Source organism: Kitasatospora sp. NEAU-69, from assembly GCF_057158765.1.
This window is the reverse complement of sequence record NZ_JBWXUE010000053.1, coordinates 25,721-41,219: the sequence shown is the minus strand read 5'-3', so window position 1 is coordinate 41,219 and position 15,499 is coordinate 25,721. Positions and strand designations below refer to the sequence as shown.

Annotated in this window: 9 protein-coding genes; 6 read left to right on the top strand and 3 right to left on the bottom strand. The window is 72.0% G+C overall.

The genetic code is table 11. The features are described 5' to 3' along the window. Nucleotides 1–75: 75 nt before the first annotated feature. The 3 genes from AC060L_RS35420 to AC060L_RS35410 all read left to right on the top strand — a co-directional run bounded on the left by AC060L_RS35420 (nt 76) and on the right by AC060L_RS35410 (nt 6,384). Complete coding sequence (locus tag AC060L_RS35420; protein ID WP_483803097.1) at nt 76–480, top strand: (deoxy)nucleoside triphosphate pyrophosphohydrolase; 405 nt, start codon at nt 76–78, stop codon at nt 478–480. 168 nt (nt 481–648) lie between these two features. Then, complete coding sequence (locus tag AC060L_RS35415; RefSeq protein ID WP_483803096.1) at nt 649–3,408, top strand: SpoIIE family protein phosphatase; 2,760 nt, start codon at nt 649–651, stop codon at nt 3,406–3,408. 426 nt (nt 3,409–3,834) lie between these two features. Continuing rightward, nucleotides 3,835–6,384: a SpoIIE family protein phosphatase gene (locus tag AC060L_RS35410; RefSeq protein ID WP_483803095.1), complete on the top strand. Its 2,550-nt coding sequence runs from the start codon at nt 3,835–3,837 to the stop codon at nt 6,382–6,384. Nucleotides 6,385–6,435: 51 nt separating this feature from the next. On the opposite strand, the gene AC060L_RS35405 is transcribed toward AC060L_RS35410, so the two are convergent. The 3 genes from AC060L_RS35405 to AC060L_RS35395 are packed head-to-tail and all read right to left on the bottom strand — an operon-like array spanning nt 6,436 to nt 9,903. Further along, the gene (locus AC060L_RS35405; RefSeq protein ID WP_483803094.1) at nt 6,436–7,221 is read right to left on the bottom strand and encodes a succinate dehydrogenase/fumarate reductase iron-sulfur subunit; all 786 of its coding nucleotides are present in this window, start codon (nt 7,219–7,221) and stop codon (nt 6,436–6,438) included. Then, entirely contained in the window at nt 7,211–9,103 is a 1,893-nt protein-coding gene (locus AC060L_RS35400; RefSeq protein WP_483803093.1) for a fumarate reductase/succinate dehydrogenase flavoprotein subunit, read from the bottom strand. The genes AC060L_RS35405 and AC060L_RS35400 overlap by 11 nt, the downstream gene beginning before the upstream one ends. Nucleotides 9,104–9,117: 14 nt before the next feature. After that, nucleotides 9,118–9,903, bottom strand: coding sequence for a hypothetical protein (locus AC060L_RS35395; protein WP_483803092.1), 786 nt, complete (start codon nt 9,901–9,903; stop codon nt 9,118–9,120). Nucleotides 9,904–10,028: 125 nt separating this feature from the next. Here AC060L_RS35395 and AC060L_RS35390 point away from each other — a divergent pair, with 125 nt between their 5' ends. The 3 genes from AC060L_RS35390 (at nt 10,029) to AC060L_RS35380 (ending at nt 15,486) form a co-directional block, all read left to right on the top strand. Continuing rightward, entirely contained in the window at nt 10,029–11,669 is a 1,641-nt protein-coding gene (locus AC060L_RS35390) for an ABC transporter substrate-binding protein (RefSeq protein ID WP_483803091.1), read from the top strand. Between the two features lie 116 nt (nt 11,670–11,785). Next, complete coding sequence (typA, locus tag AC060L_RS35385) at nt 11,786–13,654, top strand: translational GTPase TypA (RefSeq protein WP_483803090.1); 1,869 nt, start codon at nt 11,786–11,788, stop codon at nt 13,652–13,654. Between the two features lie 197 nt (nt 13,655–13,851). Next, entirely contained in the window at nt 13,852–15,486 is a 1,635-nt protein-coding gene (locus AC060L_RS35380) for a peptide ABC transporter substrate-binding protein (protein WP_483803089.1), read from the top strand. Nucleotides 15,487–15,499: the final 13 nt, after the last annotated feature.

Here is a 15,499-nt window from a genome sequence, read left to right as displayed (position 1 = left end):
CGACGCGTTCGGGCCCACGCCAACCGAACCGGTCGGCGTCCGGGCCCCTCCCGTCAGCGGTACTAGGGTCCACCTATGGAGAACCGGATCGTGGTCGGTGGAGCCCTCATCCACCAGGGCCGGGTGCTGGCCGCCCGGCGCAGCGCGCCCGCGGCGGTGGCCGGGCGCTGGGAGTTCCCGGGCGGCAAGGCCGAGCCCGGAGAGACGCAGCAGCAGACCCTGGAGCGCGAGCTCCAGGAGGAGCTGGGCGTGCGGGCCAGAGCACTGTGCAGACTGCCCGGCGAGTGGCCGGTCCGGGCCGGTCTGGTGCTGCGGATCTGGGCGGCCGAGCTGCTGGACGGCGAGCCGCAGCCGCTGGAGGACCACGACGAGCTGCGCTGGCTGGGCCCGGGTGAGCTGACCTCGGTGGACTGGCTGGAGCACGACCGCGAGGTGCTGCCCGAGGTCGAACGGCTGCTCACCGCCGGGCCGGCCAAGTAGGCCGATCGGAAAAGATGCACCAAATGCCGGGATAGCCGAGGTTTGGTATGGGTATGTCACATTCCGGCATGATCCATCACGCTTGGTGAGTCGCCGGAAGTCGGTCGGAACTCGTCGGCACTCATCAGAGCTCATCGGAACCCAGTGGAGGCCCGGTCGGTGCGGAGGGTGAGGAGTACGGGCAGCGCCGCCGCACGGGCCAGACTGAGGCCCCGCGGTCCGCTGCGGGACGCCGCCGCGTCCGCCCGGCGCAACGGGCAGCCCTCCGACGAACCGTACGAACGGTCGGTCGAGCACCCCACCGGCGGCCGGGGCGCCCCGACCGTGCGCGGGGTGCCGGCCGAGCCCTACCCCGGCGCCGGGCGGCCCGACGGCCGGACCGCCGACCAGCTGATCGGCCGGCTGACCGACCGGACCGCCGGTGAGCCGCCCGGGCTGCTCGCCGAGCTGCCGGACGACCACACCCAGGGCAGCCTCTTCGACATGGTCAAGGTGGCCATCGCGATGCTCGACACGGGCGGCCGGGTGGTGCTCTGGAGCCAGGCGGCCGAGGAGCTGCTGGGCTGGCCCAGCGAGGTGCTGGTCGGCCGCCGGATCGAGGAGCTGATGGTCGATCAGCAGCTCGTCGAGGAGACCCGGGAGGCGTTCCGCAGCGCGCTGCGCACCGGCGGCTGGAAGGGCCTGACCCGGCTGCGCCACCGCGATGACGGCAAGGTCCCGGTCGAGGTCCGGATCTCGCTGCTGGTGGACGGCGACGGCACGCCGTTCCTGCTGGTCGCGCTCGCCGAGGCGCGCATGCTACGGGCCGTCGAGCGCGACCTGGCGGTGCGCGACGCGCTCTTCGAGCAGTCCCCGCTCGGCATCGCGGTGCTCGACACCGAGCTGCGCTACACCGCCGTCAACCAGACCCTGGCCGAGATGAACGGGGTGCCCGCCGAGGACCACGTCGGCCGCACCACCGGCGAGACGCTGCCCGAGCGGGCGGCCGACGAGATCACCGTGATCCAGCGTCAGGTGCTGGCCACCGGCGAACCGGTGGTCGATGTGACGCTGGCCGCCTCCGGCACCGTCCGCTCCGGCTTCCGGTCGATCTCGTACAGCCGGCTGACCGACCGCGGCGGCCGGGTGCTCGGCATCTCCGGCACCGTGATGGACGTCACCGAGCGGTACCGGGCGGTGGCCAAGGTCGAGCACGCCCGCCGCCGGCTCGCGCTGCTCAACGAGTTCGGCTCCCGGGTCGGCGACCTGCTGGACGCGTCCCGGATCGCGCAGGAGCTGGCCAGCGCGGTGGTGCCGCGGCTCGCCGACTTCTCGGCCGCGATCCTGCTGCAGGCCGTCGCGCACGGCGACGACCTGCCCCGGCACGGCCACGACCGGCGCACCTCGCTGCTCCAGCTCGGCGTGGCGGCCGTCCAGGACGGCGAGGAGGTCGAGACGATGCTGCGCCGCGGCGCCCGGATCACCTTCGCCGAGGACTCCTGCTACGGCCGGGTGCTGCGCACCGGTGTGCCCGAACTGCTCTCCGGTGCGGATGAGTTGGAGGATGCCACCTACCCGGGCGACCCGAAGGTGCAGGCCGCGCTGGAGCTCGGTGCGCACTCCATGCTGGTGGTCCCGCTGCGCGCCCGGGGCATCGTGATCGGCCTGCTGGTGCTCTCCCGGGCCGGGCGCCGGGAGGCCTTCGACCGGGACGACCTGGCCTTCTCGGTCGAACTCGCCGACCGGGCCGGCAGTTCGCTGGACAACGCCCGGCTCTACGCCCGCGAGCGCACCGCCGCGCTCACCCTGCAGCGCACGCTGCTGCCGCAGCAGGTCCCGCAGCCGACCGGCGTCGAGGTCGCCTACCGCTACGTGCCGGGCAGCAGCGGCGCCGAGGTCGGCGGCGACTGGTTCGACGTGATCCCGCTGCCCGGCGACCGCACCGCGCTGGTGGTCGGCGACGTGATGGGCCACGGCCTGCGGGCCGCCGCCACGATGGGCCGGCTGCGCACCGCGGTGCGGGTGCTGGCCGCGCTGGACCTGCCGCCGGACGTGCTGCTGCGGCACGTCCACGAGCTGGCCGACGACCTGGCCCAGGGCCCCGACGAGGCGCTGCTGGCCACCTGCGTCTACGCCGTCTACGACCCGGCCACCGCGCGCCTGACGGTGGCCAAGGCGGGGCACATCCCGCCGGTCCTGGTGCACCCGCCCACCCCCGGCCCGGCCCGCTCCGGCAGTGCGCTGCCGGGCGGCGAGGGCCGGGTGCTGGACCTGCCCTCCGGCGCGCCGCTCGGCGTCGGCGGGGTGCCGTTCGAGTCGGTCGAGCTGGTGATCCCGGAGGGCTGCCTGCTGGCGCTGTGCACCGACGGCCTGGTGGAGTCCCGGGACAAGGACCTCGACGTCGGCCTGGGCCGGCTCCAGGCGGTGCTGGAGAAGCCGTACGTCTCGCTCCAGCACGCCTGCGAGGCGGTGCTGGACACGATGGAGCAGGGCCGCGAACCCGACGATGTGGCGCTGCTGCTGGCCCGGCTCGGCCGGGGCGAGGAGGGCGCCCGCACCGTCGGCTGGACGCTGCCGGCCGAGCCGACCGCGGTCTCCCGGGCCCGTCGGCTGGTCCGCGGCGCGCTCCAGGACTGGGTCCTGGAGGACCTGACGGACACCGCGGAGCTACTGGTCAGCGAACTGGTGACGAATTCTGTGCGGTATGCCAGCGCACCGATCGGTGTGCGCCTCACGCTGGGCGAGACTCTGCTGGTGGAGATCTCCGACCCGCTGCCCGACCCGCCGCGCGAGCGGCACGCGGCCGAGGCGGACGAGGGTGGCCGCGGGCTCGAACTGGTCCGCCGGCTCGCGCTGCGCTGGGGCGCCCGGGCCGAGGGCATGGGCAAGGTGGTCTGGTTCGAGCAGGAATTGCCGGGGAAGGAAGCGAATCGGGATTCGCTTTTGTGACTCCGGGCGTGGGCGACCGACGGCGCGACCGGCTCCGGGCATGACAATCGGGCGGGTGAATATGCCGAACCGGCGCACGGGAGCGGATCAGGGGCGCGAGCATGGCAGGCTGGTAGCGCAGGGCCTGGGGCAAAAACCTTCGCCCGATTTGATGTTGTGATGTTGGGGGCGTGTGCGCCCGCCCCCGGATGATGAATACTCGGTCTTCTCGACATCCGGATGGGCGCGGGTTGGAGGGGTCGGTCCTTGAACAGCATGCCGGCGCGGGAAGCGCTGACTGGTAGCGGCCATGCCGCGGTGCCCGGGCAGTCGCCCCGAGCCGCGGGGTCCACCGGTGTCGAAGCGTTGGAACAGCGGCCCCGCCGCGGGGACGAGCGGCAGGGGCCCGGGCGACAAGCGACCGAGGAACGAGTGAGCGCAGGAGCGATGAGCGTCGGCACCCCCGCGGCGGAGCCGCTGGTCGGCGGGCCCGCGCCCCTGGCGCCGCGGCCCGGTGCGGCCCGCTGGGGGCACAGCGATCCGGGCTCGCTCTACGAGTACATCCGGGTCGCCACCTTCGCGATCGGCCCCGACGGACGGATCAGCCAGTGGAGCGACCGGGCCGCCGACTTTTTCGCGCTGCCCGCCGCCGAGGCGGTCGGCGCCGACCCGGTGACCGCCTTCGTGCCGCGCGAGCTGTGGCACCGCGGCCGCGAGCGGCTGGACCGCACGCTGGCCGGTGAGGAGTGGGTGGGCACCGCGCCGTACCGGGACCGGGACGGCGCCGAGGGCCTGGCCGAGGTCTACCTGATGCCGGCCACCGGCGTGGACGGCGACCACGAGCAGGGCGGCGCGCTCTGTCTGGCCGTCGACCTGGGCAAGCTGCGCCGGATCGAGACCGACCTGGCCGCCTCCGAGGCCGTCTTCGGGCAGACCCCGAGCGGCTTCTTCCTCTTCGACCAGCAGCTGCGGCTGCAGCGGGTCAACCCGGCCTTCGCCGAGGCGGTCGGCGTCGAGCCGGACGCGCTGGCCGGCCTCACCACGCACGACCTGTTCTCGCCGACCGAGGCCGAGCGGCTGCAGGCCGCGCTGCGCCAGGTGCTGGAGAGCGGCAACCCGGTGGTGGACCTGCGCTTCAACCGCGCGGTGCCGACCCGCGAGGGCAACCGCCGCTGGGCGATCTCGCTCTACCGGCTGGCCGGTCCGGCCGGGCGCCCGATCGGCATCGCAGGCCAGGTGCACGACGTGACCAGCCGGCACGTGGCCGAGCGCGAGGCGGCCGGGGTCCGGCGCAACCTCGCGCTGGTCAACGAGGCCAGCGCGCACATCGGCTCCACGCTCGACCTGGAGACCACCGCCAAGGAGCTGTTGGACGTCGTCGTCCCGCAGTTCTGCGACCTGGCCACCGTCGACCTCTACTCGGCGCTGCTCTCCGGCGACACCGGCCCGCTGCTCGGCGGCGCCAACGGGCACCCGTACGACGGCAGCGGCGAGCTGCGCCGGGTGGCGGTCTCCAGCGTGGTCGGCGGCGCTGCCTCGGTGCTCGGCGGCGACCCGTCGCCGCACGGCTCGCTGCCGACGGCCGAGGCCGGCGGGACGCTCTGCTACCCGCCGCGCTCCCCGCACGCCCGCGCGCTGCGCACCGGCCGCAGCGCCATCCCCGAGCCCGGCCCCGACCCGCTGCTGCGCAGCACCCTGGTGGTGCCGCTGGTCGCCCGGGACGTGGTGCTCGGCCTGGTCCAGCTCTCCCGCGCGATCGGCAGCGAGCCGTTCGACGCGCGGGACGTGGCGATCGCCGAGGAGATCGCCGCCCGCGCCGCGGTCTGCGTGGACAACGCCCGGCTCTACCGGCGCGAGCACGAGCGCGCGCTGATCCTGCAGCGCAGCCTGCTGCCGCCCGGCAACCCGGAGGCCAGCGGCCTGGAGATCGCCTGCCGCTACCGGCCCAGCAACAACAACACCGAGGTCGGCGGCGACTGGTTCGACGTGATCCCGCTGCCCGGCAACCGCACCGCACTGGTGATCGGCGACGTGATGGGCCGCGGTCTGCGGGCCGCCGTGGCGATGGGTCAGCTGCGCACCGCGGTACGGACCCTGGCGATGCTCGACCTGGATCCGGCGGAGGTGCTGACCGCGCTGGACGAGATCGCCCGGGGCCTGGGCGACCCGGGCCCGGCGGTGCTGCCCGGCTACGGCCAGGGCGCCCGCCCGACCGACGAGGAGGCGGTCGAGGTCTACCTGGCGACCTGCGTCTACGCGGTCTACGACGCGGTCACCCGGCGCTGCGTCTTCGCGAACGCCGGTCACCTGCCGCCGGTGCTGCTCAGCCCCGGCGAGGACGCCCGGATGCTCGACGTGCCGCCCGGCCTGCCGCTGGGCGTCGGCGGCGAGCCGTTCGAGGAGGTCGAGCTCACGCTGCCGGACGGCGCGCTGCTCGGCCTCTACACCGACGGCCTGGTGGAGTCGCGCAAGCACCAGCTGGAGGAGGGCCTGCACGCCTTCCGGGCCGCGCTGCAGAACGGCGCCCCGGTGCTGGAGACGCTCTGCGACCAGGTGCTCAGCGAGCTCGACCCGCACCACGGCGAGGACGACATCGCGCTGCTGATGGCCCGGGTCCGGGCCTTCCCGGAGGACGCGGTCGGCGACTGGAAGCTGCCGCCCGAGCCGACCTCGGTGGCCAAGGCCCGCGAACTGGCCTGCGGCTGGCTGCTGGTGCGCGGCCTGGACGAGCTGGTCGACACGACCGAGCTGCTGGTCAGCGAGCTGGTGACGAACGCGCTGCGGCACGGCAAGGGCGACATCAGGTTGCGCCTGCTGCGGGACACCACCGTGGTCTGCGAGGTCTGGGACGACGGCTACGCGCAGCCCCGCCGGCGCCGGGCGCAGGAGACCGACGAGGGCGGGCGGGGCCTGCAACTCGTCAGCCTGCTGGCCGAGCGCTGGGGGAGCCGGCGGACGCCGAAGGGCAAGATCGTCTGGTTCGAGCTGGGGATGTGAGGGCGGCTCAGGCCTGCGCGGCTCAGGCCTGAGCGGCTCGGTCGGCCCGGCTCAGTCGGCCCGGCGCAGGCCGATCTTGGAGCCGAGCCAGACCAGCGGGTCGTACTTGCGGTCGGCGACCCGCTCCTTGAGCGGGATCAGCGCGTTGTCGGTGATCCTGATGTGCTCGGGGCAGACCTCGGTGCAGCACTTGGTGATGTTGCAGTAGCCGAGGCCGTGCACCTCCTGGGCGGTGCGCTTGCGGTCCAGCCCGCTCTCGGCGGCCGCGTCCAGCGGGTGCAGGTCCAGCTCGGCGACCCGCATCAGGAACCGCGGCCCGGCGAACGCCGCCTTGTTCTCCTCGTGGTCGCGCACCGCGTGGCAGGTGTCCTGACAGAGGAAGCACTCGATGCACTTGCGGAACTCCTGCGGGCGGTCCACGTCCTGCTGGAGCATCCGGTACTCGCCCGGCGCCAGGCCGGGCGGCGGCACGAAGGCCGGCACCTCGCGGGCCTTCGCGTAGTTGAACGAGACGTCGGTGACCAGGTCCCGCACGCTCGGGAAGGCCCGCAGCGGGGTGAGCACCACCGGTTCGCCGGGCGGCAGCACCGACATCCGGGTCATGCAGAGCAGCCGCGGCCGCCCGTTCACCTCGGCGCTGCACGAACCGCACTTGCCCGCCTTGCAGTTCCACCGGACGGCCAGGTCGGGCGCCTGGGTGGCCTGCAGCCGGTGCACCAGGTCGAGCACCACCTCGCCCTCGTTGACCGGCACCCGGTAGCTCGCGAAGCCGCCCTCGCCCGCCTCGCCGCGCCAGACCCGCAGCTCGATCTCGTTCCCGACCCGCTCAGTGCTCATCGGCCGCCAGCTCCTCCGGGGTGAAGTACTTCGCGAGTTCGGTCCGCTCGAAGAGCGCCAGCAGGTCGGCCCGGACCGGCGGATTGGCCTGCCGGTCCACCTGGACGGCCGGGCCGGTCGGCGAGTCCTCCAGCGAGCAGAGCAGGTTGACCCGCCGCCAGTCGCGGTCCATCCCGGGCCAGTCCTCCCGGGTGTGGCCGCCGCGGCTCTCCCGGCGCAGCAGCGCCGCGCGTGCCACGCACTCCGAGACCAGCAGCATGTTGCGCAGGTCCAGGGCCAGGTGCCAGCCGGGGTTGAACTGCCGGTGGCCCTCCACCGAGAGCAGCCCCGCGCGGCGGCGCAGCACCGCGAGCCGGTCCAGCGCCTGCTTCATCTCGCCGGCCCGCCGGATGATCCCGACCAGGTCGTTCATCGTCTGCTGGAGCTCCTGGTGCAGCGCGTACGGGTGCTCGGTGCCCTCGCCGAACGGCGCCAGTGCCTCGGCGGCGGCCGCGTCCAGCTCGGCCTGGTCGGGAGTGGGCCGGGACGACAGGTTCGCGGCGTACCGCGCCGCGTGCAGCCCGGCCCGGCGGCCGAAGACCAGCAGGTCGGAGAGCGAGTTGCCGCCCAGCCGGTTCGAGCCGTGCATCCCGCCGGCCACCTCGCCGGCCGCGAAGAGCCCGGGGACGCCGGGGCTCGCCGCGGTGTCCGGATCGACCTCCACGCCGCCCATCACGTAGTGGCAGGTCGGGCCGACCTCCATCGGCTCCTTCGTGATGTCCACGTCCGCCAGCTCCTTGAACTGGTGGTGCATCGAGGGCAGCCGGCGGATGATCTCGGCGGCCGGCAGCCGGCTGGAGACGTCCAGGTAGACGCCGCCGTGCGCGGTGCCGCGGCCCGCCTTGACCTCGGAGTTGATCGCCCGGGCGACCTCGTCGCGGGGCAGCAGCTCGGGCGGGCGCCGGTTGTGGTCCGGGTCGGCGTACCAGCGGTCTGCCTCGGCCTCGGTCTCGGCGTACTGGCCGCGGAACACCTCGGGCACGTAGTCGAACATGAACCGGCGCCCGGAGCTGTCGCGCAGCACCCCGCCGTCGCCGCGCACCGACTCGGTGACCAGGATCCCCTTCACCGACGGCGGCCAGACCATGCCGGTCGGGTGGAACTGGACGAACTCCATGTTCAGCAGCCGGGCCCCGGCCAGCAGCGCGAGCGCGTGGCCGTCCCCCGTGTACTCCCAGGAGTTGGAGGTGACCTTGAAGGACTTGCCGATCCCGCCGGTGGCCAGGATCACGGCGGGCGCGGCGATGCCGAAGAACTGCCCGCTCTCCCGGGCGTAGCCGAAGACGCCGGCCACCCGGTCGCCGTCCTTCAGGATCCGGGTGACGGTGTACTCCTGAAGGATCCTCAGCCCCGCCTCGTAGTCGCCGGTCTCCTTGAAGTCCTGCTGCTGGAGCGCGACCACCCGCTGCTGCAGCGTGCGGATCAGCTCCAGCCCGGTCCGGTCGCCGACGTGCGCGAGGCGCGGGTACTGGTGGCCGCCGAAGTTGCGCTGCGAGATCCGGCCGTCCGCCGTCCGGTCGAAGAGCGCGCCCCAGCTCTCCAGCTCCCAGACCCGCTCGGGGGCCTCCTTGGCGTGCAGCTCGGCCATCCGCCAGTGGTTGAGGAACTTGCCGCCGCGCATGGTGTCGCGGAAGTGCACCTGCCAGTTGTCCCCGCTGTTCACGTTGCCCATCGAGGCGGCGATCCCGCCCTCGGCCATCACGGTGTGCGCCTTGCCGAACAGCGACTTGCAGATCACCGCCACCCGCATGCCCTGTTCACGCGCCTCGATCGCGGCCCGCAGCCCGGCCCCGCCCGCGCCGACCACCACCACGTCGTAGTCCTCCATGCGTGAGTCCTCCATGCGTGAGTCCCCTCTCAGAAGAACCTCGGGTCGGCGAAGGCGCCCGACGAGACCAGGTAGACGTACAGGTCGGCGATGCCGACCGAGGCGAGCGAGAGCCAGGCGAGCAGCATGTGGCGGGCGTTCAGCCGGCCGACGAACTGCCAGGCGCGGTAGCGCACCGGGTGCTTGGAGAAGTTCCGCAGCCGCCCGCCCACGATGTGCCGGCAGGAGTGGCAGGAGAGCGTGTACGCCCAGATCAGCGAGACATTGCCGAGCAGCACCAGGGTGCCCAGGCCCATGTGCCCCCAGGCACCGGAGGCGTCACGGAAGCCCAGCACCGCGTCGTAGGTCAGGATCCCGGCGACCGGGATCGCCAGGTAGAAGAAGTACCGGTGCAGGTTCTGCAGCACCAGCGGGAACCGGGTCTCGCCGGTGTACCTGCCGTGCGGCTCGGCCACCGCACAGGCCGGCGGCGAGGACCAGAAGGCCCGGTAGTAGGCCTTGCGGTAGTAGTAGCAGGTCAGCCGGAAGCCGAGCGGGAAGACCAGCACCAGCAGGGCCGGCGAGAGCCGCCACCAGTCGCCGAAGAGCGCCCAGTCCGCCCCGCCGCGCATCACCCGGCAGTTCGCGGCCAGGCAGGGGGAGTAGAACGGCGAGACGTACGGCGCGGCGTAGTAGTGCGCGCCCTCGAAGGCCCGCCAGGTCGAGTAGGCGATGAAGACCAGCAGGCCGGCCGCTGTACTGACCTGCGGCAGCCACCAGCGGTCGGTGCGGAGGGTGCGTTCGGGGATCACAGCGCGTTTGGTCGTTGTGGCCATTCTGCGAGTGTGACCTTGATCACATGTGCCCGAAAGGGGTCTGACAGGATTTTCGCTGGGCCGAACGGGCGAGCGATTGTCGCGCCGTCGGCCCCCGGGCCGGAGGCTGTCGTTGAGTTGTCGCCATGACCAGCACTAGGGGCTCTCTCCGGGCCGGCCACGGCCTCCTTGCGGCCGCGGTGGTCCTCGCCGCGCTGGCCGGCTGCTCCGCCGACCCGAAACCCGCCGCACCCACCCAGTCCGCCTCCGACCTCACGCCGGACGACCGCGGCCGGGTCCGGGACGGCGGCACGCTGCGCTGGGCGGTGGACGCGGTGCCGGCCTCGCTCGACGTCTACGACCCCGCCGCGCCCGCCGACACGGCGCTGATCGCGCACGCGGTGCTGCCCAGCCTCTACCGGCTGGACGCCAAGGCCCGCCCGGTCGCCGATCCGGACTACCTGGCCGGCGCGGACGCCCAGGGTGCCACCGTGACGTACCGGCTCAACCCGAAGGCGGTGTGGAGCGACGGCAAGCCGCTCTCGGCCGTCGACTTCACCGCGCAGTGGACGGCGCTGCGGGCCGCCCACCCCGGCTACTCGGCGATCGACTCGGTGACCGCCGGCGCCGACCCGCACCAGGTCAAGGTCGTCTTCAAGCAGCCGTACGCCGACTGGCGGGAGCTGTTCAGCCCGCTCCAGCCGGCCGCCCGGCCGCCCACCGTGACGGCCTCCCCGGCGGCCGCGCCGCCCGAGGGCGCACTGCCGGTCTCGGCCGGACCGATGCTGCTGAGGTCGCTGGACGCCAAGGCGGGCAGGGCCGTGCTGGTGCGCAATCCGCACTGGTGGGGTGCCCCGGTCAAGCTCGACGAGCTCGACTTCGTGGCCACCGCGAGCCGGCTGGACGCGCTCGACCAGGGCACCGTCGATGTCGCTGCGCTGGAGAGCACCGTCGATCAGGCGCCGGTCGCGAAGTCCGCCGACGCCGCCGACTCCTCGGTGCAGATGCTGCACCGGGCCCAGGCGCTGACCGGTGTCACGCTGCACCGGGCGGCCGCGCCGTCCTGGACCCAGCTCACCCTGAACGGCGCCCGCGGCCCGCTCGCCGACCCCGCCGTGCGCCGTGCGGTGGCCGCCGCGGTGGACCGCAAGAAGCTCGCCGAGGCCGCGCTGACGCCGCTCGGCCTGCCCGCCACCCCGCTCGGCAGCCACCTGCTCATGGCTGACCAGGACGGCTACCAGGACAACAGCGGCGCACTCGGCGCGACCGCGAAGGAACTGCACCTGGACCTCAACCTGCTGCTCCCGGATGACTCCGCCGCGGCCCGCCGCACCGCTGCCGAGCTGATCACCCAGCTCGCCCCGGCCGGCGTCACGGTGCACATGCAGCCGGTGCCGGCCGCCGGCTTCGTCAAGGACCACCTGGCCGGCGGCGATTGGGACCTCGCGCTCTTCTCCTGGCCGGCCACCGCGTTCCCCGCGGCGGACGAGCTGCCGCTGTACGCCAAGCCCCGCCCGGGCGCCGACGGCAAGCTGGTCGAGCAGCTCAACTACGGCGGCGCCGGCACCGAGGAGATCGACCAGCTGTTCGCGCGGGCGGCCGCCGAGCCGGACCGGGGCAGGCAGACGGCCCTGCTCCAGCAGGCCGATGCCCGGATCTGGGAGCTGGGTCACTCGCTGCCGCTCTACCAGCGCCCCGAGCTGGTCGCGGTCCGCGGCGGGGTCGCCGGCGCGGGCGCTTTCGGCTTCGGCTGGCCGCGCTATCAGGACGTGGGGTTCCTCCGCTGAGCGCGACCCGTCGGCGGCCACGTACCATAGGACAAGCCGTGGCATGTTAAGCCCGGCGGGTGGACCGGGACAGGCCGGGGCGCCGCAACTCACGACTCCGGGAGACTTCGCTCCGCATGCCCACGCGCAACGACATCCGCAACGTCGCCATCGTCGCCCACGTCGACCACGGCAAGACCACCCTCGTCGACGCGATGCTCAAGCAGGCCGGTGCCTTTGCTGCGCACCAGCACCTCGACGACCGCATGATGGACTCGAACGACCTGGAGCGCGAGAAGGGCATCACCATTCTCGCGAAGAACACCGCGGTCAAGTACCACCCGAAGGAGGGTGGCGAGCCGATCACGATCAACATCATCGACACCCCGGGCCACGCCGACTTCGGTGGCGAGGTCGAGCGCGGTCTGTCGATGGTCGACGCGGTCGTGCTGCTGGTGGACGCGTCCGAGGGCCCGCTGCCGCAGACCCGTTTCGTGCTCCGCAAGGCGCTGACCGCGAAGCTGCCGGTCATCCTCTGCATCAACAAGACCGACCGTCCGGACTCCCGGATCGACGAGGTCATCAACGAGACCTACGACCTCTTCCTCGACCTGGACGCCACCGAGGAGCAGATCGAGTTCCCGATCGTCTACGCCTGCGCGCGTGACGGCGTGGCCTCGCTGACCAAGCCGGAGAACGGCACCGTCCCGCCGGACAGCGACTCGCTGGAGCCGTTCTTCTCCACCATCCTGTCCGCCGTGCCGGCCCCGGAGTACGACGCCGACGCCCCGCTGCAGGCGCACGTCACCAACCTGGACGCCGACAACTTCCTCGGCCGCATCGCGCTCTGCCGCGTCGAGCAGGGCGAGCTGCGCAAGGGCCAGCAGGTCGCGTGGATGAAGCGCGACGGCTCGATCCAGCAGGTCAAGATCACCGAGCTGCTGATGACCGAGGCGCTCACCCGCAAGCCGGCCGAGGTGGCCCGCCCCGGTGACATCTGCGCCGTCGCCGGTATCCCGGAGATCATGATCGGCGAGACCCTGGCCGACCCGGAGAACCCGATCGCGCTGCCGCTGATCACGGTGGACGAGCCGGCCATCTCGATGGTCATCGGCACCAACACCTCGCCGCTGGTCGGCAAGGGCGGCAAGGGCCACAAGGTCACCGCCCGCATGGTGAAGGACCGCCTGGACCGCGAGCTGATCGGTAACGTCTCGCTGCGCGTGCTGCCGACCGAGCGTCCGGACGCCTGGGAGGTCCAGGGCCGTGGCGAGCTGGCGCTGGCCATCCTGGTCGAGACCATGCGCCGGGAGCTCTTCGAGCTGACCGTCGGCAAGCCGCAGGTCGTCACCAAGGTCATCAACGGCAAGATGCACGAGCCGGTCGAGCGGATGACCATCGACAGCCCCGAGGAGTACCTCGGCGCGATCACCCAGCTGATGGCGACCCGCAAGGGCCGCATGGAGACCATGACGAACCACGGCTCCGGCTGGGTCCGCATGGAGTTCATCGTCCCCGCGCGTGGCCTGATCGGCTTCCGCACCCAGTTCCTGACCGACACCCGTGGTACGGGTATCGCGCACTCCATCTTCGAGGGCCACGAGCCGTGGTTCGGCGAGCTGCGGATGCGCAACAACGGTTCGCTGGTGGCCGACCGCGCCGGTGTCGTGACGCCGTTCGCCATGATGGGCATCCAGGAGCGCGGTGTGCTCTTCGTCGAGCCCACCACCGAGGTGTACGAGGGCATGATCGTCGGCGAGAACTCGCGCCAGGACGACATGGACATCAACATCACCAAGGAGAAGAAGCTCACCAACATGCGTGCGGCCTCCTCCGACACCACCGAGAACCTGGTGCCGCCGCGCAAGCTCTCGCTGGAGCAGTCGCTGGAGTTCTGCCGCGAGGACGAGTGCATCGAGGTGACCCCGGAGACCGTGCGCATCCGCAAGGTCGTCCTGGACCAGAAGGAGCGCGGCCGTACGGCCTCGCGCGCCAAGAAGGGCTGACCCAGCCTCAGCAGCGCCCGCTTCACGCCGTCAGCCGGTTCCCCCTCGCGGGGAGCCGGCTGACGGCGTTTCAGCGCCCTCCTCTCACCTGTTCGGCGGTACGGCGCGCCCGTGTGGCCCTGCTGCGGGTGCGTCGCGGCCGCCCGGCCCTTCGAATGGGGTGTGATGCCTCACACACCCCCCTGAGGAGGTCCTTCATGCCTTCAGCCACCAGAGTGCGCTGGGCCGTGATCGCAGTGACGTCGGCGGCCCTGGTGGTCACCGGTTGCAGCAGCAGCAAGAGCGGGTCCAGCTCGTCGGGCGGCGGCGGTGTCGTCCGAGCGTGGTGGGGCGACCCGCAGAACCCGCTGGAGCCGGCCAACACCAATGAGGTGAACGGCGGCGCGGTGATGAACATGGTCTTCGCCGGGCTGGTCCAGTACGACCCGAAGACGAGCGCGGCCAGCAACGCCAATGCCGATTCGATCACCTCTTCCGACGAGCAGAACTGGACGGTGACGCTGAAGCCGGGCTGGAAGTTCAGTGACGGCACGGCGGTGACCGCCTCGTCCTACGTGAACGCCTGGAACTACGGCGCGCTCTCCACCAACAAGCAGGTCAACGCGAGCTTCTTCCAGTACATCCAGGGCTACAACGACGTCGCGCCGGCCAGCGGCTCGCCGACCGCGCAGACCTTGTCGGGCCTCAAGGTGGTCAACGACAACACCTTCACGGTCGCGCTCACCCAGAAGTTCACCACCTGGCCGCAGACCCTGGGCTACAACGCGTACTACCCGCTCCCGGCGAGCTTCTTCACCGACCACGCGGCGTTCCTGAACAAGCCGGTCGGCAACGGGCCGTACATGATCCAGTCGTACACCCGCAGCCAGCAGATGCAGCTGGTGCCGAACCCGAACTACAGCGGCACCAACAAGCCGAAGAACGGCGGCATCACGCTGACCGTCTACACCGACCCGAACGCCGCCTACTCCGACCTCCAGTCCGGCGCGCTCGACGTGGACAACACGCTTTCCACCACCGCGCTGAAGACGCTGGCCGGCGGGCCGAGCACCGCCCGCTTCCTGAACGTGCCGGCCGGCATCATCCAGACCGTCTCGTTCCCGCTCTACCAGCCGCAGTGGAACACCGACAACGCGAAGCTGGTCCGGCAGGGCATCTCGATGGCGATCGACCGGCCCACGATCGTCAAGAACATCTTCACCAATACCCGCACGGTGGCCACCGACTGGACCTCCCCGGTGCTCGGCTCCACCGGCGGTTTCAAGGAGGGCCTCTGCGGTGACCTCTGCACCTACAACCCGACCAAGGCCAAGCAGCTGATCGAGCAGGGCGGCGGCATCCCCGGCGGCCAGCTGACCATCAGTTACAACGCCGACGGTGGGCACAAGGACTGGGTCGACGCGACCTGCAACAGCATCAACACCGTGCTGGGCAACACCAGCGCCTGCGTCGGTAATCCGATCGGCACCTTCGCGGACTTCCGCAACCAGGTCACCAACAAGAAGATGACCGGGCCCTTCCGGACCGGCTGGCAGATGGACTACCCGCTGATCCAGAACTTCATGCAGCCGGTCTACACGACGGGCGGCTCGTCGAACGACTCGCACTACAGCAACCCGCAGTTCGACAGCCAGGTCAACACGGCCAACGCGGCGCCCGACGCGGCCACCTCGGTCTCCGACTTCCAGACCGCGGAGAAGATGCTCGTCACGGACGTGCCGGCCATCCCGCTCTGGTACCAGAACGGCACGGTGGCCTGGTCGAACCGCGTCAACAACGTGATGCTCGACCCGTTCAGCGTCCCGGTCTACACCGAGATCACCGTCAGTTAGCCAGCGGCGGCGG